Source organism: Pseudomonas mosselii (genome assembly GCF_005796105.1).
Classification (GTDB): domain Bacteria; phylum Pseudomonadota; class Gammaproteobacteria; order Pseudomonadales; family Pseudomonadaceae; genus Aquipseudomonas; species Aquipseudomonas mosselii_C.
Genome location: NZ_VAUO01000003.1, coordinates 219,599 through 240,471, shown reverse-complemented (window position 1 = coordinate 240,471; position 20,873 = coordinate 219,599). Strand labels below are relative to the sequence as shown.

General features: G+C 62.4%; 17 protein-coding genes. 14 read left to right on the top strand and 3 right to left on the bottom strand.

Annotated elements, in window-relative coordinates:
* Positions 1 to 25 precede the first annotated feature (25 nt).
* The 4 genes from dgcB to FEM01_RS10185 all read left to right on the top strand — a co-directional run bounded on the left by dgcB (position 26) and on the right by FEM01_RS10185 (position 5,781).
* On the top strand, positions 26 to 1,975 hold the full coding sequence (dgcB, locus tag FEM01_RS10205; RefSeq protein WP_138219315.1) for a dimethylglycine demethylation protein DgcB: 1,950 nt from the start codon (positions 26 to 28) through the stop codon (positions 1,973 to 1,975).
* Positions 1,975 to 3,207: an electron transfer flavoprotein subunit alpha/FixB family protein gene (locus FEM01_RS10200; protein WP_138219314.1), complete on the top strand. Its 1,233-nt coding sequence runs from the start codon at positions 1,975 to 1,977 to the stop codon at positions 3,205 to 3,207. Before dgcB ends, FEM01_RS10200 begins: the two co-directional genes overlap by 1 nt.
* Before the next feature lie 10 nt (positions 3,208 to 3,217).
* On the top strand, positions 3,218 to 3,988 hold the full coding sequence (locus tag FEM01_RS10195) for an electron transfer flavoprotein subunit beta (RefSeq protein WP_138219313.1): 771 nt from the start codon (positions 3,218 to 3,220) through the stop codon (positions 3,986 to 3,988).
* Between the two features lie 890 nt (positions 3,989 to 4,878).
* Entirely contained in the window at positions 4,879 to 5,781 is a 903-nt protein-coding gene (locus tag FEM01_RS10185) for an RHS repeat-associated core domain-containing protein (protein ID WP_240791743.1), read from the top strand.
* 44 nt (positions 5,782 to 5,825) lie between these two features.
* On the opposite strand, the gene gbcA is transcribed toward FEM01_RS10185, so the two are convergent.
* Positions 5,826 to 7,118 carry a glycine-betaine demethylase subunit GbcA gene (gene gbcA / locus FEM01_RS10180; protein WP_138219310.1) on the bottom strand — a complete coding sequence of 431 codons (1,293 nt, stop codon included), beginning with the start codon at positions 7,116 to 7,118 and terminating at the stop codon, positions 5,826 to 5,828.
* Between the two features lie 296 nt (positions 7,119 to 7,414).
* On the opposite strand from gbcA, the gene gbcB reads away from it, so the two are divergent.
* The 3 genes from gbcB to FEM01_RS10165 all read left to right on the top strand — a co-directional run bounded on the left by gbcB (position 7,415) and on the right by FEM01_RS10165 (position 9,297).
* Positions 7,415 to 8,515: a glycine-betaine demethylase subunit GbcB gene (gbcB, locus tag FEM01_RS10175; protein WP_138219309.1), complete on the top strand. Its 1,101-nt coding sequence runs from the start codon at positions 7,415 to 7,417 to the stop codon at positions 8,513 to 8,515.
* Positions 8,516 to 8,788: 273 nt separating this feature from the next.
* Positions 8,789 to 8,998 carry a hypothetical protein gene (locus tag FEM01_RS10170; protein WP_138219308.1) on the top strand — a complete coding sequence of 70 codons (210 nt, stop codon included), beginning with the start codon at positions 8,789 to 8,791 and terminating at the stop codon, positions 8,996 to 8,998.
* Positions 8,995 to 9,297 carry a cell division protein ZapA gene (locus FEM01_RS10165; RefSeq protein WP_138219307.1) on the top strand — a complete coding sequence of 101 codons (303 nt, stop codon included), beginning with the start codon at positions 8,995 to 8,997 and terminating at the stop codon, positions 9,295 to 9,297. The genes FEM01_RS10170 and FEM01_RS10165 overlap by 4 nt, the downstream gene beginning before the upstream one ends.
* Positions 9,298 to 9,333: 36 nt before the next feature.
* Here the strand turns inward: FEM01_RS10165 and FEM01_RS10160 are convergent, their stop codons facing one another.
* Positions 9,334 to 10,374: a threonine aldolase family protein gene (locus FEM01_RS10160; RefSeq protein ID WP_138219306.1), complete on the bottom strand. Its 1,041-nt coding sequence runs from the start codon at positions 10,372 to 10,374 to the stop codon at positions 9,334 to 9,336.
* A 329-nt stretch (positions 10,375 to 10,703) separates the two neighbouring features.
* Between FEM01_RS10160 and FEM01_RS10155 the strand changes: the two genes are divergently transcribed.
* The 7 genes from FEM01_RS10155 to fdhA all read left to right on the top strand — a co-directional run bounded on the left by FEM01_RS10155 (position 10,704) and on the right by fdhA (position 19,763).
* A complete protein-coding gene (locus FEM01_RS10155; RefSeq protein ID WP_138219305.1) occupies positions 10,704 to 11,957 on the top strand; it encodes a serine hydroxymethyltransferase in 1,254 nt (417 codons plus the stop codon).
* A gap of 15 nt (positions 11,958 to 11,972) precedes the next feature.
* A complete protein-coding gene (locus FEM01_RS10150; RefSeq protein WP_138219304.1) occupies positions 11,973 to 13,223 on the top strand; it encodes a sarcosine oxidase subunit beta family protein in 1,251 nt (416 codons plus the stop codon).
* A gap of 14 nt (positions 13,224 to 13,237) precedes the next feature.
* Positions 13,238 to 13,573, top strand: a complete 336-nt coding sequence (locus tag FEM01_RS10145; protein ID WP_138219303.1) for a sarcosine oxidase subunit delta — start codon at positions 13,238 to 13,240, stop codon at positions 13,571 to 13,573.
* Positions 13,570 to 16,587, top strand: a complete 3,018-nt coding sequence (locus tag FEM01_RS10140; protein ID WP_138219302.1) for a sarcosine oxidase subunit alpha — start codon at positions 13,570 to 13,572, stop codon at positions 16,585 to 16,587. The genes FEM01_RS10145 and FEM01_RS10140 overlap by 4 nt, the downstream gene beginning before the upstream one ends.
* A 191-nt stretch (positions 16,588 to 16,778) precedes the next feature.
* Positions 16,779 to 17,411 (top strand): sarcosine oxidase subunit gamma, encoded by a 633-nt coding sequence (locus tag FEM01_RS10135; protein WP_138219301.1) that lies wholly within the window; start codon positions 16,779 to 16,781, stop codon positions 17,409 to 17,411.
* A 12-nt stretch (positions 17,412 to 17,423) separates the two neighbouring features.
* The gene (gene purU, locus FEM01_RS10130; protein WP_138219300.1) at positions 17,424 to 18,281 is read left to right on the top strand and encodes a formyltetrahydrofolate deformylase; all 858 of its coding nucleotides are present in this window, start codon (positions 17,424 to 17,426) and stop codon (positions 18,279 to 18,281) included.
* A gap of 282 nt (positions 18,282 to 18,563) precedes the next feature.
* Positions 18,564 to 19,763 (top strand): formaldehyde dehydrogenase, glutathione-independent, encoded by a 1,200-nt coding sequence (fdhA, locus tag FEM01_RS10125; RefSeq protein ID WP_138219299.1) that lies wholly within the window; start codon positions 18,564 to 18,566, stop codon positions 19,761 to 19,763.
* A gap of 70 nt (positions 19,764 to 19,833) precedes the next feature.
* Here fdhA and FEM01_RS10120 read toward each other — a convergent pair whose 3' ends face one another.
* The gene (locus FEM01_RS10120; protein WP_138219298.1) at positions 19,834 to 20,736 is read right to left on the bottom strand and encodes an RHS repeat-associated core domain-containing protein; all 903 of its coding nucleotides are present in this window, start codon (positions 20,734 to 20,736) and stop codon (positions 19,834 to 19,836) included.
* Between the last annotated feature and the right edge of the window lie 137 nt (positions 20,737 to 20,873).

Sequence of the window (20,873 nt, the reverse complement as noted above, 5' to 3'; positions counted from 1 at the left end):
GCAACCGCTGTTGTGGGAGCTTCCCATGTTGAACACCCTTCTACCCATCCTGCTGTTCGCGGCCCTCGCCCTGGCGCTGCTCGGCGCCGTGCGCCGGGTGCGCATGTGGCGGCGTGGCCGGCCGAGCCCGGTGAATCTGCTTGGTGGCCTGCTGGCCATGCCGCGCCGCTACCTGGTGGACCTGCACCACATAGTCGAGCGCGACAAGTACATGTCCAAGACCCACGTGGCCACCGCTGGCGGCTTCGTGCTATCGGCCGTGCTGGCGATCCTGGTGCATGGCTTTGGCCTGCACAGCAAGATCCTCGGCTACGCCCTGCTGGTGGCCACGGTCATCATGTTCAGCGGTGCGATCTTCGTCTTCAAACGTCGCTTGAACCCGCCCTCACGGCTGTCCAAAGGCCCGTGGATGCGCCTGCCCAAGAGCCTGCTGATGTTCGCGGCGAGCTTCTTCATCGCGACCTTGCCGGTGGCGGGTATCCTGCCCGAAGGCACCGGTGGCTGGGTGCTGGTGGCCGTGCTGGGCGTCGGCGTGCTGTGGGGTGTATCCGAGCTGTTCTTCGGCATGACCTGGGGCGGGCCAATGAAGCACGCCTTCGCCGGCGCCTTGCACCTGGCTTGGCACCGCCGCGCCGAGCGCTTCGGTGGTGGGCGCTCCACCGGCCTCAAACCGCTTGACCTGGAAGACCCGAACGCGCCGCTGGGCGTGGAAAAGCCGGTTGATTTCACCTGGAACCAACTGCTGGGCTTCGACGCCTGCGTGCAGTGCGGCAAATGCGAGGCCATGTGCCCGGCGTTCGCCGCCGGTCAGCCGCTGAACCCGAAAAAGCTCATCCAGGACATGGTCATTGGCCTGGCCGGTGGCACCGATGCGCAATTTGCCGGCAGCCCCTATCCGGGCAAACCGGTCGGTGAGCACGGCGGCCATCCGCACCAGCCGATCGTCAATGGCCTGGTGGATGCCGAAACCCTGTGGTCGTGCACCACCTGCCGCGCCTGCGTGGAAGAGTGCCCGATGATGATCGAGCACGTGGACGCCATCGTCGACATGCGCCGCCACCTCACCCTGGAAAAAGGCGCTACCCCGAACAAGGGCGCCGAGGTGCTGGACAACCTGATCGCTACCGATAACCCAGGCGGCTTCGCGCCAGGCGGGCGCATGAACTGGGCGGCTGACCTGAACCTCAAGCTGCTCTCGGAGGTGAAAACCACCGAGGTACTGTTCTGGGTTGGCGACGGTGCTTTCGACATGCGTAACCAGCGCACCCTGCGCGCCTTCGTCAAGGTGCTCAAGGCTTCTGGGGTGGACTTCGCCGTGCTCGGCCTCGAAGAGCGCGACAGCGGCGACGTGGCCCGGCGCCTGGGCGACGAAGCGACCTTCCAGCAGTTGGCCAAGCGCAATATCCAGACGCTGGGCAAGTACCGTTTCGCGCGCATCGTCACGTGCGATCCGCACAGCTTCCATGTGCTCAAGAACGAGTACGGCGCGCTGGGCGGCGACTATCAGGTGCAGCACCACAGCACCTACATCGCCGAGCTGATCGCGGCGAACAAGCTCAACCTGGGCCAGCACAAGGGCGGCAGTGTCACCTACCATGATCCGTGCTACCTGGGCCGCTACAACGGCGAATACGAAGCCCCGCGCGACGTGCTCAAGGCCTTGGGTATCGAAGTGCGTGAGATGCAGCGCTCGGGCTTCCGTTCGCGTTGCTGCGGCGGCGGCGGCGGTGCGCCGATTACCGATATCCCCGGCAAGCAGCGGATTCCCGACATGCGCATGGACGATATCCGCGAGACCGAAGCTGAGCTGGTGGCCGTGGGTTGTCCACAGTGCACGGCGATGCTCGAAGGCGTGGTCGAGCCGCGCCCGCAGATCAAGGACCTCGCCGAGTTGGTAGCCGATGTGCTGATCGAAGAAGCCCCTGCTGGCGCGAAGTCGCAGCCGGCCAAACGTGAACCTGCGGAGGTGCACTGATGAGCGACATCATCCGCCGCGACCCACGTGCCGAGTGGATCGCCCGTAACCGCCTGCATCCGCTGCACGCCGCGATGCAGACGCAACAGACCCGCTGGATGGGCCCCAATGGCCTGCTGCGCAAGAACCCTCACGCGATTGCTGCCGGCTTCATTGGCCCGGCCGGGCTCAAGCGCATCGACCGCAGCGGCGCCCAGCAGGGCACTGGGGTGGGCGGGCGCCGCACTGCCGCCGCCGAAGTGCAGTTGCCGCTGCATCAAGTGTTGGAGCCTGCGTTCTACATCGCCGTGGTGCCAGATATGGTCGGTGGCCGTCTTGGCAGCCACGACCGCGACTTGCTGGGGCTGGCGCACAGCCTGGCCGGCAGCGACGGTGCGGTGCTCGCCATCGTGTTTGGCGAGCATAAGGAAAACAACTTTTCCACAGCCGGTGTCGACCGGGTGCTGGTCATCGAGGGCGAGGCCTTCGAAGGTTATGCACCGGAGCAACTGGTGCAGGGCCTGCGCGCTGTGGATAACCAGTTCGCCCCACGCCACTGGCTGCTGCCCGACAGCCGCACCGGTGGCGGTGAGCTGGGCCGACGTTTCGCCGCAGCGCTGGGCGAGCGCCCGGCAACGCGGGTATGGCAGGTCAAGGACGGGCAGTGCATTGGCCGCGCCGGGGCTGGCCAGCAGGATGTCCAGCGCGCGTTGCCACGCTTGATCCTGGCCGCCGCCGAATGCGCGGAACCGGTCAGTGAAACCCGCCACGAAGCGCTGCCGGTAGAGTTGTCCACAGGCGTGGCACGCAGCCTGTCGCGCATCGAAGACCTGGGCTCGGTGGCGGTCGACCCGGCGGCTATTGCCATGGCCGAGGCCGAGTTCATCGTCTCGGGCGGTAACGGCGTGAAGGACTGGGACCTGTACCACAAGGCCACCGCTGCATTGGGAGCCACCGAAGGCGCATCGCGGGTGGCAGTGGACGACGGCTTCATGCCGCGCAATCGTCAGGTCGGTGCAACCGGCACCTGGGTCACGGCGCGGGTTTATGTGGCGGTGGGGATCTCTGGTGCGATCCAGCACCTGCAAGGCATCGGCGCTTGCGACAAGGTGGTGGCGATCAACATGGACCCCGGCTGCGACATGATCAAACGGGCTGACCTGTCGGTGATTGGCGACAGTTCGGCAATTCTGAAAGCGCTGATCGAGGCTGTGGACAACTTCCGCAGTGGCGGCCAGCGCGACGCGGCATAAGGGCATGAGCATGAGTACGAAAGTCATCAGCCTGGTCTCGATTGGTGCCCACCCAAGCTCTGGCCGCGCGCGTCGTGCCGAGCAGGATGCCCGCGCCGTGGAGCTGGGCTTGCAGTTGGCTGGGGATAACTTGCAGGTGGTACATGCCGGCGACCCCCGCGAAGAAGCGCTGCGTGCTTATTTGGGCATGGGCCTGGAGCATTTGGATGTGCTGGAGCAGCCTGCTGGCGCCGATGTGCTCGGGGTGCTTGGCGACTACCTGCGTGAAGCGGGTGCCCAACTGGTGCTGACCGGCAGCCAGGCAGAAACCGGCGAAGGGTCCGGCATGCTCCCGTTTTTGCTGGCCGAGAAGCTTGGCTGGCCGTTGGTGGTGGGCCTGGCCGAGGTGGAGTCGATTGAGAACGGCACCGCCCAGGTGCTGCAAGCCTTGCCGCGCGGTCAGCGGCGTCGGTTGAAGGTGCGCCTGCCGCTGCTGGCGACTGTGGATAACGCCGCGCCCAAGCCCCGCCAGAGCGCCTTTGGCCCCGCCCGACGCGGTGTGTTGGCAGCGCGTAATGTGGCGGTGGTGGATGACCCTGTACTGGCGGAAGACGCCCTGCAACCGGCGCGGCCACGGCCCAAGCGGTTGAAGGTGATCAAGGCCAAGAGCGGCGCTGACCGCATGAAGGCCGCCACGGCTAAGGCCAGTGGCGGTGGGGGCAAGGTGCTCAAGGATGTGTCGCCGCAGGAAGGCGCAGAGGCGATCCTCAAGCTGCTGGTGGAGGAGGGCGTTCTGCGCTGAAACCCACGCGTACCCCTTGTAGGAGCGGCCTTGCCGGGGCGCCGGACCGGCAAGGCCGCTCTCATAGAACTACACATAACTTGTTGATTTAGAAGGAATCTGTGGGAGCGGGCTTGCCGGAGTGCCGGACCACCGCGAACACCGGCAAAGCCGGTGCCATACACCGAGTCGCCTGCTTCGCGGGCAAGTCGGGGCGCCGAACCGCCGCTCCCACAGGGTACGCGGAGCGCTTGCGAAATCAGTTCTCTGCGCGACAGCGCAGCCCAAAGGGCTGGGTGATCTCCTACAGGGAACTGTGTTCCAGACTTGCCCCCGAAATCTGTTTGCCAAGCTGTGGGTAAAGTGTTTGCGCTTCGCTACAGCCCTTTAAAATCAAGGGCTGTATTGATTTGATCAATTATTGATCAAGTGTTTTGTGGACAATGGCAGAACTCTGTCACTCACTTTGCCCACAATCACTGTTGGCCGCTTTGTGGATAACATGTTCGCCCTTCGCTGAAAGGCCCGGATTCAAAGGGCTGCAAGAATCAGATCGTTTTTTGATCAATCCTTCCGAATCACCCTGCAAGCGGCTGATTTCCTGAGGTTAAAGCACTTTTCCACAGCACGTTTTCGGGTGCTTGTCCGTTCCACACAAATTTTGTTGGCGGCTCTGTGGACAAGATGTTCGCTAAGCGCTGCGAGCCTTTATTTACGTGGCTTTGGTGGTTTTGTACAAAATTTAACCAGTAGCTGCTTGATGATCGAAGGCGCGGTTACCTGCGACGAGCAACTGAGCGCTGTGTACAAGCCTGTGGATAACCTGTTGGTAGCGTTACCTGTCATTTTTGCTAGTTTTCGCGGGTGCCCTTGAGCGTTAGCTTGCTCGGTAGCGATCCAGGAGCATGCGCATGACCTCTGTCCTATTGGCTACTGACATCCAACGGTCAGTCATCAGATTCGGCACTGGCACGCCCAGGGCCTACCTACCCTATGGCTTGTCGCGTCTCGACGGCGGGCCGATGAGTGCGTTCTGCGGTGAGCGCCGAGATGACCTGACAGGTTGTTACCACCTTGGAAATGGTCATCGCCTCTACAACCCTACACTGATGCGCTTTGTGAGTTCGGACAGTGCCAGCCCTTTTGGCAGAGGAGGCGTCAACGCCTATGCCTATTGCGGGGGAGACCCGGTGAACAACGTCGATCCCACAGGTAGGTTCCTCAATCGCCTCATCAGCGCCGTGAGCATGCTGTCCAGTTCAGCCACCGCTGCTGGAGCTGTCACCCGAACGGCGCGGAGTGTGGTCCACCGACTTGACCAGAACAATCCCAACCCGACGCTTGCTCAGCCGAACTTGAGAGTTCGCCTCGGCAATATCGCTTACTTCTACACCGGGGCAATGGGGGTGAGCGGGACTGCGCTGCGTGGCGTCGAACAGGGCTGGGTTGGCAATATGCTTGGTAGCAATGGAAGCCGGCTGGGCCTTAGCAATGCCTTGGGGAATATATTCGGGGGCAGCATGGCGAATTTTGATGCTGCTGCGGATGTATGGCAACGCTTGGGGCGCCCCGGGGTTTCTGCTGGCAGGGTTGCTTGGGAGACTTTCTATGAAGTTACTGGCGCAAGGCTTGTCATGGATGGAGCATCCTACGCGTGGGAGCGTGCGCGTAATCTTGGGGGGCGCTTGGCATCGACTTATCATTCAGCTGTGCAGGCATGGCGCAACTGGGCATATCAACCAAGCGCCCCACCAGCGTCGCCCGGTGCCAATACCGATATACGTGTCGAGATGAATGAAGTTCGCTCCACTTAGAACCTCCTGACACGAGACCGGGGCGTGCCAGGAGGTGATGCAAGTTACTGCGCCTTCACTTCCTTCAAATAAGGCGCTGGCTCCGCCCCCAGGTTCTCCAGCACCCGCTGGCTGTACCAGTCGATGAAGTTCACCACGCCAAATTCATAGGTCTTCGAGTAAGGCCCTGGCTGATAAGCGGTGGAGTTGATCCCGCGCTGGTTCTCTTCGGCCAGGCGGCGGTCCTGGTCGTTGGTTGCGTCCCACACTTTGCGCATGTTCTCGGGGTTGTAGTCAACGCCTTCGACCGCGTCCTTGTGCACCAGCCATTTGGTGGTGACCATGGTTTCCTGGGCGCTGATCGGCCAGACGGTGAACACGATCATGTGATCGCCCATGCAATGGTTCCACGAGTGCGGCAGGTGCAGGATGCGCATCGAGCCCAGGTCTGGATTCTTGATACGGCCCATCAGTTTCTGGCAGGCCTGCTTGCCGTCCATGGTCATCGACACGGTGCCCTTGAGCAGCGGCATGCGCACGATGCGGTTACGCAGGCCGTGGCTCTTGTGCAGGTAAGGAATCTTCTCGGCATCCCAGGCGGCGGCCGAGGCGGCCACGTGGTCCTTGAATTCCTGGCTGGCGCGCGGGTCGTTGGTGTCGTCCCACTCCAGCAGGGTTTGCAGCAGCTCAGGGTGCGAGCCGTTGCAGTGGTAGCACTCGCGGTTGTTTTCCAGCACCAGCTTCCAGTTGGCCTTCTCCATCAAGGTGGTTTGCACCGCCACCTTGGTGTTCTCCATGTCGTACGGTTCCATGTAGTGGTCCAGCGTTGCCAGGAACTCGTCGATTGCCGGTGGGTTCTCGGCCAGGCTGATGAAGATGTAGCCGCCGGCCACCTTCACGTTCACAGGCTTCAAGCCGTACTGGTTCATGTCGAAGTCGGCGCCCATCTCGGTGCCGGCGAACAGTAGGCGGCCGTCGAGCTCGTAGGTCCACTGGTGGTACGGGCACACCAGCTTGGCCACCTTGCCCTTGTCGCTCACGCACAGGCGCGAACCACGGTGACGACAGACGTTGTGGAAGGCATGCACTTTGCCTTCGGTGCCGCGCACCACGATGATCGGGTTCTTGCCGATCTGCAGGGTGATGTAGTTACCCTTGGCCGGGATCTCGCAGGTCATGCCGGCGATCAGCCACTCCTTGTGGAAGATCTCCTGCATGTCGATCTGGAACAGACGCTCGTCGGTGTAGAACGGTTGCGGCAGCGAGAAGGTGCGCTCGCGGGTCTGCAACATCTCGGCGGTGGCCTTGCGTGCAGGTTCCAGTGGATCGCCCAGGCTCAGGGTTGCGGTGACGTCCATCGTGTATTCCTCGGGGCCGTGTGGGGCCGGAAAAAGGTGGCTAATCGTTGTTGTGGTGCCGCAAGGCTGCTTGTGGATAAACAGCATGTTGTTTTGCCGAGGAGTGTGCGTTCGAAGCCGCCAGGAACCATATCCATGGGCGACATGGCCGAATCGAATCCCGACTCGCCAACCCCTATGGTGTGGGGCTGGTCGCGATAAGTACGCCGATGTCGCGGATGGGAATGTACGGCGCCGCTGGAGTGCGCATCATCGCAGCCATAAGAAAGGCCGATCGTCGGCTGCTGGAGATGAACATGTCCGATACCTTCCTCAATCCGGTCACCACCCAGACCTGGGCCAATGGCCGCCACATCGTGCGCTGCGTCAAGGTCATCCAGGAGACCTGGGACGTGCGGACCTTCTGCTTCATGGCGGACCAGCCGATCATGTTCTTCTTCAAGCCCGGGCAGTTCGTCACCCTGGAGCTGGAGATCGAAGGCAAGCCGGTGATGCGTTCCTATACCATCTCAAGCTCGCCGTCGGTGCCCTACAGTTTCTCGATCACGGTCAAGCGCGTACCCGGCGGGCTGGTCTCCAACTTCCTCCACGACACCATGCACGAAGGCACCGAGCTGCCGGTGCACGGGCCGGTGGGCTTGTTCAACGCCATCGATTTCCCGGCGCAGAAAATGCTGTACCTGTCCGGTGGTGTCGGCATCACCCCGGTCATGTCGATGGCGCGTTGGTTCTACGACACCAACGCCAATGTTGATATGGTCTTCGTACACAGTGCCCGGTCGCCGAAAGACATCATCTTCCACCGTGAGTTGGAACAGATGGCCTCGCGCATCCCCAACTTCAGCCTGCACATCATTTGCGAGAAGCATGGCCTGGGTGAGCCTTGGGCAGGCTACCGGGGTTACCTGAACCAGCGGTTGATGGAACTGATCGCCCCGGACTACATGGAGCGGGTGATCTTCTGCTGTGGCCCGACGCCGTACATGAACGCGGTCAAGCGCATGCTCGAAGCGGTTGGCTTCGACATGAAGAACTACCACGAGGAGTCGTTCGGCGCGACGCCGCCCGAGGCCAAGGCCGACGCGGTGGAGCATGCCGAAGCTGCCGCCGATGCGCCACAGCTCGACGCCAGCGACCTGAACCTGGTGGAGTTCGTCGACAGCGACAAGAGCATCCGCATCGCCCCTGGCGAAACCGTGCATGCTGCTGCGGCCAAGGTCGGGTTGATGATTCCCAAGGCCTGCGGCATGGGCATCTGCGGCACCTGCAAGGTGCTCAAGCTGGGTGGTGAGGTGACCATGGAGCACAACGGCGGGATTACCGAGGAGGATGAAGCCGAGGGCTATATCCTGTCGTGCTGTAGCGTGCCAAAAGGGGACGTACGGATCGAATACTGATCCGCCTCGAATTCGAAACTTCGCGGGCAAGCCCGCCCCCACAGGGATCAAGCGATCTCGAAGGGGGTGCGCTTGCCCGCGTTTGCTTGTGGGCGCACCAGCGCGGCGGGGGCGGCGGTGTTTCCTGACCAGTGGTTGCCCATAGCCGGAACAAGCCGGCCAATCTCAGGTCAACCTGACCAGGCAAAAACCTTATGAATCCGATATTTAATGGCGGTGGCGCAGGTTTTTCCTTATCGTGTGCGCCCTCTGCAACAACCCGAGATTGCCCCCATGCTGGAAACTTCCCTGAATCAACTCGAGCAACTGGTCACTGACCTGATGCACAAAAACGCGCAACTGGCCCAAGAACTGGCCCAAGCCAAGGAAGAGAACGAAACCCTGCAACTGTCGCTGATGGAGCAGGAAGAGAAGCACGGCGCGACCGCCGCGCGCATCCAGGCGCTGGTCGACCGCGCCAGCGCTGGCGTTGTCGGCGCATGAGACTGCACGCGCAGCCGATCAATGTCGTGTCGATCCTGGGCAACGACTATTCGCTCAAGGCGCCCGAGGGGCAGGAAGAGACGCTGTCCCAAGCCGTGCGCATGCTCAATGCCGCCCTGGCCGAAACCAAGCGCAATTACCCGACTCTGATTGGCGACAAGCTCCTGGTGTTGGCTGCCCTGAACCTGTGCTCCAAGCAGATCGAGCTACAGCGCGAGCATCAGCAGACGCTTGAGCGCACACAAGCGCAGATCGACGCCACGGTCGATGCCATCAGCCGTACCATCGGCGAGCAGTAAAAGTCCTGCGCCCCGGCAAGGGCGCAGGATTAGGCGTCAGGCGCCGACGATGCTGCGGATATCCGCCGCCAGCTGACGCACGCGCGCCTCTTCGGTGTCCCACGAACACATGAACCGCGCGCCGCCGCTGCCAATGAAGGTGTAGAAGCGCCAGCCCTTGGCGCGCAGGGCCTCGATGGCCGGCTCCGGCATGTGCAGGAACACCCCGTTGGCTTGCACCGGGAACATCAGCTCGATGCCCGGCAGGTCACTCACCAGCGATGCCAGCAACTGCGCGCAGTGGTTGGCATGTGCGCCGTGGCGCAGCCAGGCGCCGTCTTCCAGCAGGCCCACCCAGGGCGCAGACAGGAAGCGCATCTTCGAGGCCAGTTGCCCGGCCTGCTTGCAGCGGTAGTCGAAGTCTTCGGCCAGTTGGCGGTTGAAGAACAGGATCGCCTCGCCTACCGCCATGCCGTTCTTGGTGCCGCCAAAGCACAGTACATCGACGCCGGCTTTCCAGGTCAGCTCTGCCGGCGAGCAGCCGAGGAATGCACAGGCGTTGGTGAAGCGCGCGCCGTCCATGTGCAGGTTCAGGCCCAGCTCCTTGCAGGTAGCGCTAATCGCCTTGAGCTCCTCGGGGCTGTACACGGTGCCAACTTCGGTGGCCTGGGTGATGGTCACCACGCGTGGCTTGGGGTAGTGGATGTCCTGGCGCTTGAGCGCCACTTCGCGGATCGACTGCGGGGTGAGCTTGCCGCTGACGCTGGCAGCGGTGAGTAGCTTGGAGCCATTGGAGAAGAACTCCGGCGCGCCGCACTCGTCAGTCTCGACGTGGGCAGTCTCCGAACAGATCACGCTATGGTAGCTCTGGCACAGCGAGGCCAGGGCCAGAGAGTTGGCAGCGGTGCCGTTGAAGGCGAAGAACACCTCGCAGTCGGTTTCGAACAATTTACGAAAATACTCGGCGGCGCGTTCGGTCCATTGGTCGTCGCCGTAGGCGCGTTCATGGCCCTGGTTGGCCTTTTCCATCGCGCTCCAGGCTTCAGGGCAGATGCCGGAGTAGTTGTCGCTGGCGAATTGTTGGTTGTTGTCGGTCATGACGCCTGTCCTTTTTACGACGCAGGAAAGCACTCTAAACCATTGATTCGCAGGTTGCCTATACAACCGGGGTGCCTTGTTAGCCTGGACTGGCCCTTGCGCGGGCAAGCCCGATCCCACAGGGGTTGTAGCGCTCTCGAAGACTATGGGAGCGGGCCGGAATACCGGACCACCGCGAAAGGACCATCACTGCCAATCGGTCAATGTCGTAAACGCGCCATTGCAAGGCGCGCGCAGGCATCTGTGCCCCCCGGCCCAGTCATAACATCGCCGCAAAGGGTGACTAATCCCTCTCCAAACAAGAACTGATCGCTGCCGGGAGAAACACGATGTTCAGCAAGCAAGACCAGATCCAGGGTTATGACGATGCACTGCTGGCGGCGATGAATGCCGAAGAACAGCGCCAGGAAGATCACATCGAGCTGATCGCCTCGGAGAACTACACCAGCAAGCGCGTGATGCAGGCCCAGGGCAGCGGCCTGACCAACAAGTACGCCGAAGGCTATCCGGGCAAGCGCTACTACGGTGGCTGTGAGCACGTCGACAAAGTCGAGGCGTTGGCCATTGAGCGCGCCAAGCAGTTGTTCGGCGCCGACTACGCCAACGTCCAGCCGCATTCCGGCTCCTCGGCCAACAGCGCCGTGTACCTGGCCCTGCTGCAGGCCGGTGATACCATCCTGGGCATGAGCCTGGCACACGGCGGCCACCTGACTCACGGCGCCAAGGTATCCAGCTCGGGCAAGCTGTATAACGCTGTTCAGTACGGTATCGATACCAATACCGGCTTGATCGACTACGATGAAGTCGAGCGCTTGGCCGTCGAGCACAAGCCCAAGATGATCGTCGCAGGCTTCTCGGCCTACTCGAAAACCCTTGATTTCCCACGTTTCCGCGCCATCGCCGACAAAGTCGGTGCGCTGCTGTTCGTCGACATGGCCCACGTTGCCGGCCTGGTCGCCGCAGGCCTGTACCCGAACCCGATCCCCTTCGCCGACGTGGTCACCACCACCACCCACAAGACCCTGCGCGGTCCGCGTGGTGGCCTGATCCTGGCCAAGGCCAACGAAGAGATCGAGAAAAAGCTCAACGCCGCCGTCTTCCCTGGCGCCCAGGGCGGCCCGCTGATGCACGTGATCGCCGCCAAGGCGGTGTGCTTCAAGGAAGCGCTGGAGCCTGGCTTCAAGGCCTACCAGCAGCAGGTCATCGAAAACGCCCAGGCCATGGCCCAGGTGTTCATCGAGCGTGGCTATGACGTGGTCTCGGGCGGTACCGACAACCACCTGTTCCTGGTCAGCCTGATCCGTCAGGGCCTGACCGGCAAGGACGCGGATGCCGCCCTCGGCCGCGCCCACATCACCGTCAACAAGAACGCCGTGCCGAACGACCCACAGTCGCCGTTCGTCACCTCGGGCCTGCGTATCGGCACCCCGGCGGTCACCACTCGCGGTTTCAAGGTCGCTCAGTGCGTCGCGCTGGCCGGCTGGATCTGCGATGTGCTGGACAACTTGGGCGATGCCGACGTCGAGGCCGATGTCGCCAAGAACGTCGCCGCGCTGTGCGCCGACTTCCCGGTCTACCGCTGAGTGGAGTAACACACCATGCAACGCTATTCGGGCTTCGGCCTCTTCAAACACTCCCTCAGCCACCACGAAAACTGGCAGCGCATGTGGCGCACGCCGACCCCTAAGAAGGTCTATGACGTGGTCATCGTCGGCGGTGGCGGGCATGGCCTGGCCACCGCCTACTACCTGGCCAAGGAACACGGCATCACCAACGTCGCGGTGATCGAGAAGGGTTACCTGGGCGGCGGCAACACCGCCCGTAACACCACCATCGTGCGTTCCAACTACCTGTGGGACGAGTCGGCGCACCTGTACGAACACGCCATGAAATTGTGGGAAGGCCTGTCGCAGGACCTGAACTACAACGTGATGTTCTCCCAGCGCGGTGTCTACAACCTGTGCCACACCCTGCAAGACATGCGTGACTCCGAGCGCCGTGTCAGCGCCAACCGCCTCAATGGCGTGGACGGCGAACTGCTCAACACGGCGCAAGTCGCCGCCGAGATTCCGTACCTGGACTGCTCGAAGAACACCCGCTATCCGATCCTCGGTGCGACCGTGCAACGGCGTGGCGGCGTGGCGCGTCACGACGCCGTGGCCTGGGGCTTCGCGCGTGCCGCCGATGCCTTGGGCGTGGACCTGATCCAGCAGACCGAGGTGACCGGTTTCCGCAAGGAAAACGGCGCGGTCATCGGTGTCGAGACCAACAAGGGCTTCATCGGTGCCAAGCGCGTCGGTGTGGTCACTGCCGGTAACTCCGGGCACATGGCCAAGCTCGCAGGCTTCCGCCTGCCGCTCGAATCCCACCCGCTGCAAGCGCTGGTGTCCGAGCCGATCAAGCCGATCATCGACAGCGTGATCATGTCCAACGCGGTGCACGGCTACATCAGCCAGTCCGACAAAGGCGACCTGGTCATCGGTGCGGGTATCGACGGTTGGGTCGGCTACGGCCAGCGCGGTTCGTACCCGGTGATCGAGCACACCCTGCAAGCGATCGTCGAGATGTTCCCCAACCTCTCGCGCGTGCGCATGAACCGTCAATGGGGTGGCATCGTCGATACCTCGCCCGACGCCTGCCCGATCATCACCAAGACCCCGGTCAAGAACCTGTTCTTCAACTGTGGCTGGGGCACCGGCGGCTTCAAGGCGACCCCAGGTTCGGGCAACGTGTTCGCTGCGAGCCTGGCCAAGGGCGAAATGCACCCATTGGCCGCACCGTTCTCCATGGACCGTTTCTACAACGGCGCATTGATCGACGAACACGGCGCCGCTGCCGTCGCCCACTAACCGGAGACACCGTCATGTTGCACATTTTCTGTCCCCACTGCGGCGAGCTGCGCTCCGAAGAAGAGTTCCACGCCTCTGGCCAGGCGCACATTGCCCGTCCGCTGGACCCCAACGCCTGCTCCGACCAGGAGTGGGGCACCTACATGTTCTACCGCGACAACCCGCGCGGTATTCACCATGAACTGTGGGACCACGTCGCCGGCTGCCGCCAGTACTTCAACGTCACCCGCGACACCGTGACCTACGAAATTCTGGAAACCTACAAGATCGGCGAGAAGCCTCAAGTTACCGCTGCCGGCAAGCAAGGCGCGGGCGCCGCGACCGCCAAGGGCCAAGGGGAAAAAGTATGAGCCAGACCTATCGCCTCGCCAGCGGCGGCCGTATCGACCGCAGCAAGGTGCTGAACTTCAGCTTCAACGGCAAGACCTACCAGGGCTATGCCGGCGACAGCCTGGCCGCTGCCCTGCTGGCCAACGGCGTCGACATCGTTGGTCGCAGCTTCAAGTACTCGCGTCCGCGCGGCATCATCGCCGCAGGCCCCGAGGAGCCGAACGCCATCTTGCAGATTGGCTCCAGCGAAGCCACCCAGATCCCCAACGTGCGCGCCACCCAGCAGGCGCTGTACGCCGGTCTGGTCGCCACCAGCACCAACGGTTGGCCGAACGTCAACAACGACATGATGGGTATCCTGGGTAAAGTCGGGGGCAGCATGATGCCGCCGGGCTTCTACTACAAAACCTTCATGTACCCCAAGTCGTTCTGGATGACCTACGAGAAGTACATCCGCAAGGCCGCAGGTCTTGGCCGCGCGCCGCTGCAGAACGACCCGGACAGCTACGACTACATGAACCAGCACTGCGACGTGCTGGTGGTCGGTGCAGGCCCTGCCGGCCTCGCCGCGGCACTCTCTGCCGCGCGCAGTGGCGCCCGCGTGATTGTGGCCGATGAACAGGAAGAGTTCGGCGGCAGCCTGCTCGACACCCGCGAGACCCTGGACGGCAAACCGGCCGCCGAGTGGGTCGCCAGCGTGGTCAAGGAGCTGGAAAACCTGCCAGAAGTGACCTTGCTGCCGCGCGCCACGGTCAACGGCTACCACGACCACAACTTCCTGACCATTCATGAGCGTCTGACCGACCACCTCGGTGATCGCGCACCGATTGGCCAGGTTCGCCACCGGGTCCACCGCGTACGCGCCAAGCGTGTGGTGCTGGCCGCCGGCGCGCATGAGCGTCCGCTGGTCTACGCCAACAACGACGTGCCCGGCAACATGCTGGCCGGCGCCGTGTCGACCTACGTACGCCGTTACGGCGTGGCACCGGGCCGCAAGCTGGTGCTGTCGACCAACAACGACCACGCCTACCGCACCGCACTGGACTGGCATGACGCTGGCTTGCAAGTAGTCGCCATCGCTGACGCCCGCCACAACCCGCGTGGTTCGCTGGTCGAGGAAGCGCGCGCCAAGGGCATCCGTATCCTGACCTCCAGCGCCGTGATCGAGGCCAAGGGCAGCAAGCACGTTACCGGCGCCCGCGTGGCCGCCATCGATGTGCAGGCGCACCAGGTCACCAGCCCCGGCGAGACCCTGGACTGCGACCTGATCGCGACCTCCGGTGGCTACAGCCCTGTGGTTCACCTGGCCTCGCACCTGGGCGGTCGCCCGGTATGGCGTGAGGACATCCTCGGCTTCGTGCCGGGCGATGCGCCGCAGAAACGCGTCTGCGTGGGCGGTGTGAACGGTGTCTACCCACTGAGCGACGTGATTGCCGATGGTTTCGAAGGTGGCGCCCGCGCCGCCACCGAGGCCGGTTTCAAGGCGGTCGCCGGCAGCGTCCCGAAAACCGTGGCACGCAAGGAAGAGGCCACCGTGGCCCTGTTCCAGGTGCCGCATGACAAAGGCACGGCGCGTGCGCCCAAGCAGTTCGTCGACCAACAGAACGACGTCACTGCCGCCGCCATCGAGCTGGCCACCCGCGAAGGCTTCGAGTCGGTCGAGCACGTCAAGCGCTACACCGCGCTGGGCTTCGGTACCGACCAGGGCAAGCTGGGCAACATCAACGGCCTGGCCATCGCCGCCCGTTCGCTGGGCATCGGTATCCCGGAAATGGGCACCACCATGTTCCGCCCGAACTACACCCCGGTGACCTTCGGCGCCGTTGCCGGTCGTCACTGTGGCCACCTGTTCGAGCCGGTGCGCTTCACCGCCCTGCATGCCTGGCATGTGAAGAATGGCGCCGAGTTCGAGGACGTCGGCCAGTGGAAGCGTCCGTGGTACTTCCCAAAACCCGGTGAAGACATCCACGCTGCCGTTGAGCGCGAGTGCAAGGCGGTACGTGACAGCGTTGGCCTGCTCGACGCCTCGACCCTGGGTAAGATCGACATCCAGGGCCCGGATGCGCGCGAGTTCCTCAACCGCGTGTACACCAACGCCTGGACCAAGCTCGACGTGGGCAAGGCCCGCTACGGCCTGATGTGCAAAGAGGATGGCATGGTCTTCGACGACGGCGTGACTGCCTGCGTCGGCGACAACCACTTCATCATGACCACCACCACCGGCGGCGCCGCCCGCGTGCTGCAATGGCTGGAGCTGTACCACCAGACCGAATGGCCGGACATGAAGGTGTACTTCACCTCCGTCACCGACCACTGGGCCACCATGACCCTGTCCGGCCCGAACAGCCGCAAGCTGCTCAGCGAGCTGACCGACATCGACATGGACAAGGAAGCCTTCCCGTTCATGACCTGGAAGGAAGGCAACGTCGGCGGTGTGCCTGCCCGCGTGTTCCGTATCTCGTTCACCGGCGAGCTGTCGTACGAAGTCAACGTGCAGGCTAACTACGCCATGGGCGTGCTGGAACAGATCATCGAGGCCGGCAAGAAGTACAACCTGACCCCGTATGGCACCGAGACCATGCACGTGCTGCGGGCCGAGAAGGGCTTCATCATCGTGGGCCAGGACACCGACGGCTCGATGACCCCGGACGACCTCAATATGAGCTGGTGCGTGGGCCGCAACAAGCCGTTCTCGTGGATCGGCCTGCGCGGCATGAACCGCGAGGACTGCGTGCGCGAGAACCGCAAGCAGCTGGTCGGCCTCAAGCCGATCGATCCGACCAAGTGGCTGCCTGAGGGCGCTCAGTTGGTGTTCGATCCCAAGCAGCCGATCCCGATGGACATGGTGGGTCACGTCACCTCCAGCTACGCCTCCAACTCCCTGGGCTATTCGTTCGCCATGGGCGTGGTCAAGGGCGGCCTGAAGCGCATGGGTGAACGCGTCTACTCGCCGCAAGCCGATGGCAGCGTGATCGAGGCGGAAATCGTGTCTTCGGTGTTCTTCGATCCGAAGGGTGAGCGGCAGAACGTTTAAGGCTGCGTGAGGCAAACCGCGCGCCGATGGCCAGAAGAGGTACCTGTGGGAGCGGGCTTGCCCGCGAATGCGATGGTGGCAACGCCGCCTTCTTCGCGGGCAAGCCCGCTCCCACAGGACCGCCTGCGCCTAGGCGCCCTTTGCCTGATCTCCAGTCTTTGCGATCAACAAGAATTCAAGGCAGGTAACAAATGAGCGCTATCAACGTCTTCGAGCAAAACCCTGGCGGCAACGCCAAGGCTCAGTCGCCGCTGCACCACGCCGACCTGGCCAGCCTGGTCGGCAAAGGCCGCAAGAACGCAGGTGTGACCCTGCGCGAGAAGAAATTCCTCGGCCACCTCACCCTGCGTGGCGATGGCCATGACCCGGCCTTTGCCGGCGGCGTGCACAAGGCCCTGGGCCTGGAACTGCCGGTGGCCCTGACCGTGGTCGCCAACGGCGAGATGTCGCTGCAATGGATGGGCCCGGACGAGTATCTGCTGATCGTGCCTGGCGGCCAGGAAGTGGAAGTCGAGAACAAGCTGCGTGCAGCCCTCGACGGCCAGCACATCCAGGTGGTCAACGTCAGCGGCGGGCAGACCCTGCTCGAACTGCGCGGCCCGAACGTGCGTGACGTGCTGATGAAGTCCACCAGCTACGACGTACACCCCAACAACTTCCCGGTCGGCAAGGCCATCGGCACCGTGTTCGCCAAGTCGCAGCTGGTGATCCGCCGTACCGCCGAAGACACCTGGGAACTGATGATCCGTCGCAGCTTCTCCGACTACTGGTGGCTGTGGCTGCAGGACGCATCGGCCGAGTACGGCTTGGCCATCGAAGCCTAAGGAGCACACAGCATGAGTCGGGCACCGGACACCTGGATTCTCACTGCCGACTGCCCGAGCATGCTCGGCACCGTCGATGTAGTGACGCGTCACCTCTACGAGCAGCGCTGCTACGTCACCGAGCACCATTCGTTCGACGACCGGCTGTCGGGGCGGTTCTTCATTCGCGTGGAGTTCCGCGCTCCTGACGGTTTCGACGAGGACGGTTTCCGGGCCGGCCTTGCCGAGCGTAGCGCAGCGTTCGGCATGGCCTTCGAGCTGACCGCGCCAAATCACCGCCCCAAGGTGGTGATCATGGTGTCCAAGGCCGACCATTGCCTGAACGACCTGCTGTATCGCCAGCGCATTGGCCAGCTGGGCATGGACGTGGTCGCGGTGGTGTCCAACCACCCCGACCTTGAACCGCTGGCGCACTGGCACAAGATTCCGTACTACCACTTCGCCCTCGACCCGAACGACAAACCGGCGCAAGAGCGCAAGGTGTTGCAGGTGATCGAGCAGACCGGCGCGGAGCTGGTGATTCTTGCCCGCTACATGCAGGTGCTGTCGCCCGAGCTGTGCCGCCAGCTCGATGGCCGTGCGATTAACATCCATCACTCGCTGCTGCCCGGCTTCAAGGGCGCCAAGCCGTATCACCAGGCCTACAACAAGGGCGTGAAGATGGTCGGTGCCACCGCGCACTACATCAACAACGACCTCGACGAAGGCCCGATCATCGCCCAGGGCGTCGAGGTGGTGGACCACAGCCACTACCCGGAAGACCTGATCGCCAAGGGGCGCGATATCGAATGCCTGACCCTGGCGCGAGCGGTGGGGTACCACATCGAGCGCCGGGTGTTCCTGAACGCCAATCGTACCGTCGTGCTTTGACATTGGGGCTGCTCTGCAGCCCTTTCCGACCGGTCCGGCGCCCCGGCAAGGCCGCTCCTACAGGACCACGCGATCCCCTGTAGGAGCGGCCTTGTGTCGCTAGAGGGCCGCAAAGCGGCCCCGGTTTTTTTTGCCGCTAAGAGGCATCTCCCTGTCGTTTCCAGTCACCGCGACATCCCCTATCGGGCCCACAATCCTCCTCATTCCAGTAACACATGCCGCCCAGGGATGGCGGCAGGTTCAACCACCGCTGCATAAATAAAAATCAAGCGAGGTAAGAGCATGTCTGGTAATCGTGGAGTGGTGTATCTCGGCGCAGGTAAGGTCGAGGTGCAGAAGATCGACTACCCCAAGATGCAGGATCCGCGCGGTAAGAAGATCGAGCACGGCGTCATTTTGAAGGTGGTTTCCACCAACATTTGCGGCTCCGACCAGCACATGGTCCGTGGCCGCACTACTGCCCAAGTCGGCCTGGTTCTGGGCCACGAAATCACCGGTGAAATCGTCGAGAAAGGCCGTGACGTCGAGCGCATGCAGATCGGCGACCTGGTCTCGGTACCGTTCAACGTCGCGTGCGGCCGTTGCCGCTCCTGCAAGGAAATGCACACCGGCGTGTGCCTGACCGTCAACCCCGCCCGCGCCGGTGGCGCCTACGGCTACGTCGACATGGGCGACTGGACCGGTGGCCAGGCTGAGTACGTGCTGGTGCCGTATGCCGACTTCAACCTGCTGAAACTGCCCGAGCGCGACAAGGCCATGGAAAAGATCCGTGACCTGACCTGCCTGTCGGACATTCTGCCCACCGGCTACCACGGCGCCGTTACTGCCGGTGTCGGCCCAGGCAGCACCGTGTATGTGGCTGGTGCCGGCCCGGTCGGCCTCGCCGCCGCTGCCTCGGCGCGCCTGTTGGGCGCCGCCTGCGTGATCGTCGGCGACCTGAACCCGGCACGCCTGGCCCATGCCAAGTCGCAAGGCTTCGAGGTGGTCGACCTGTCCAAAGATACCCCGCTGCACGAGCAGATCGTCGATATCCTCGGCGAGCCAGAAGTGGACTGCGCCGTTGACGCGGTAGGCTTCGAAGCCCGTGGCCACGGCCACGAAGGCGCCAAGCACGAGGCCCCGGCCACGGTGCTCAACTCGCTGATGCAAGTGACCCGGGTGGCCGGCAGCATAGGTATTCCGGGCCTGTACGTGACCGAAGACCCAGGCGCGGTGGATGCCGCTGCCAAGATCGGCGCGTTGAGCATCCGCTTCGGTCTGGGCTGGGCCAAGTCGCACAGCTTCCACACCGGGCAAACCCCGACCATGAAATACAACCGCCAGCTGATGCAGGCGATCATGTGGGACCGCATCAATATTGCTGAAGTGGTGGGGGTGCAGGTGATCAATCTGGATCAGGCGCCGGAAGGGTATGGCGAGTTCGATGCAGGGGTGCCGAAGAAGTTTGTGATTGACCCGCATAAGATGTGGGGTGCGGCTTGAACTCCGTGGTTTGACTACAGAGCCCCTTGAGTCGAGGGGCTCCTTTTTAGGATAGTTTCTAAATGCCCGTTCATCTATTTAGATTTAGCCTTTCGCTGCGGATTATGAGCATCCGTTCCATAGTCTCCAGTGCCTCGATCTCTTTGATGTGAGTTCCAGCCAGTTGTGCTGAGCCAGGTTGTTCTGGTTTGAGGCCTTCTAATTCGCTTCTAAGGTTTTCCAGGCGACGGTCCACTGCTCGAATTTTGCTTGAAACCGCACCTGAACTAATGTTTATTGGTATGCCTTCGAACATCGGCTCGGTTATTACAGATTGCCCCTGGGTAGGTAAGGTGGTGTATTTCGGAGAAGGAACGCCATCGTAGCCAAACTCCCTAAGAGCCGCTTTATAACTTGGCAAGTTATAGTCTCGATTTACCAAGTGTTTCGAAATGTTTGAAGTGGATTTTATTAGCTCAGCTACGCCTGCGCGCCTCTTTCTGAGGCCTAAAGAAATCAATAGCCTTTGTAAAGTGTGGCCGGAAGGGTCTTTAAAGTTTATCGGGTCGCCTTGGCAGTAACTGTAAGCATTAAGGCCACCTATACCGAAAGGACTGAGGCTGTCAGCTGAGTGAAAACGCATTAGCGCAGGGTTGAATAGCCTATATCCGTTCCCCAGCAAATAACCTGCTGCTACCGCTTCGATATGCTCGCCGTTGAACCCGGCCATAGTGCGCTGCGAGGGCAGGGACGGATCATGGCCGTATGCTGAGTAAACATGGCGTTCTTCATCATCGGCATCCCCCGAGACTTTTAGCACAGAGCCATTCTGGTCGACCTCAAGCAGCCCGGTTTCTTGGCGTTCGCCTGTCGAGAGTTCGGCTAACGGCATGTCGGCGCTACGGAAGATGGCCCGCTTCTGTCCGCCCTGGTTGACCGTAGCGAGCTTGCCGTTTTGGTAGAAGAATTGAGTGGTGGTAGCTTGGCGCTTCATCGCGATCTCCTGTTTGCAGTGAGTGCTTTTCAATCGTGCTGAAGCAGGATGCTGAATTGGTGTTGGGCGCTAGGGCTACTGGCAAAAATGCTAGTTATGCAGAAACGGCCTACGTGTTCCTGGCCTGCTTCCTACAG

What these genes read in the sequence shown, in the direction of transcription:
- FEM01_RS10195 (WP_138219313.1), top strand. Translation starts at nt 3,218, where the DNA reads ATGAGTACGAAAGTCATCAGCCTGGTCTCGATTGGTGCCCACCCAAGC.
- FEM01_RS10135 (WP_138219301.1), top strand. Translation starts at nt 16,779, where the DNA reads ATGAGCGCTATCAACGTCTTCGAGCAAAACCCTGGCGGCAACGCCAAG.
- FEM01_RS10185 (WP_240791743.1), top strand. Translation starts at nt 4,879, where the DNA reads ATGACCTCTGTCCTATTGGCTACTGACATCCAACGGTCAGTCATCAGA.
- FEM01_RS10170 (WP_138219308.1), top strand. Translation starts at nt 8,789, where the DNA reads ATGCTGGAAACTTCCCTGAATCAACTCGAGCAACTGGTCACTGACCTG.
- FEM01_RS10160 (WP_138219306.1), bottom strand. Translation starts at nt 10,374, where the DNA reads ATGACCGACAACAACCAACAATTCGCCAGCGACAACTACTCCGGCATC.
- FEM01_RS10145 (WP_138219303.1), top strand. Translation starts at nt 13,238, where the DNA reads ATGTTGCACATTTTCTGTCCCCACTGCGGCGAGCTGCGCTCCGAAGAA.
- gbcB (WP_138219309.1), top strand. Translation starts at nt 7,415, where the DNA reads ATGTCCGATACCTTCCTCAATCCGGTCACCACCCAGACCTGGGCCAAT.
- FEM01_RS10120 (WP_138219298.1), bottom strand. Translation starts at nt 20,736, where the DNA reads ATGAAGCGCCAAGCTACCACCACTCAATTCTTCTACCAAAACGGCAAG.
- purU (WP_138219300.1), top strand. Translation starts at nt 17,424, where the DNA reads ATGAGTCGGGCACCGGACACCTGGATTCTCACTGCCGACTGCCCGAGC.
- dgcB (WP_138219315.1), top strand. Translation starts at nt 26, where the DNA reads ATGTTGAACACCCTTCTACCCATCCTGCTGTTCGCGGCCCTCGCCCTG.
- FEM01_RS10150 (WP_138219304.1), top strand. Translation starts at nt 11,973, where the DNA reads ATGCAACGCTATTCGGGCTTCGGCCTCTTCAAACACTCCCTCAGCCAC.
- FEM01_RS10165 (WP_138219307.1), top strand. Translation starts at nt 8,995, where the DNA reads ATGAGACTGCACGCGCAGCCGATCAATGTCGTGTCGATCCTGGGCAAC.
- fdhA (WP_138219299.1), top strand. Translation starts at nt 18,564, where the DNA reads ATGTCTGGTAATCGTGGAGTGGTGTATCTCGGCGCAGGTAAGGTCGAG.
- gbcA (WP_138219310.1), bottom strand. Translation starts at nt 7,118, where the DNA reads ATGGACGTCACCGCAACCCTGAGCCTGGGCGATCCACTGGAACCTGCA.
- FEM01_RS10200 (WP_138219314.1), top strand. Translation starts at nt 1,975, where the DNA reads ATGAGCGACATCATCCGCCGCGACCCACGTGCCGAGTGGATCGCCCGT.
- FEM01_RS10140 (WP_138219302.1), top strand. Translation starts at nt 13,570, where the DNA reads ATGAGCCAGACCTATCGCCTCGCCAGCGGCGGCCGTATCGACCGCAGC.
- FEM01_RS10155 (WP_138219305.1), top strand. Translation starts at nt 10,704, where the DNA reads ATGTTCAGCAAGCAAGACCAGATCCAGGGTTATGACGATGCACTGCTG.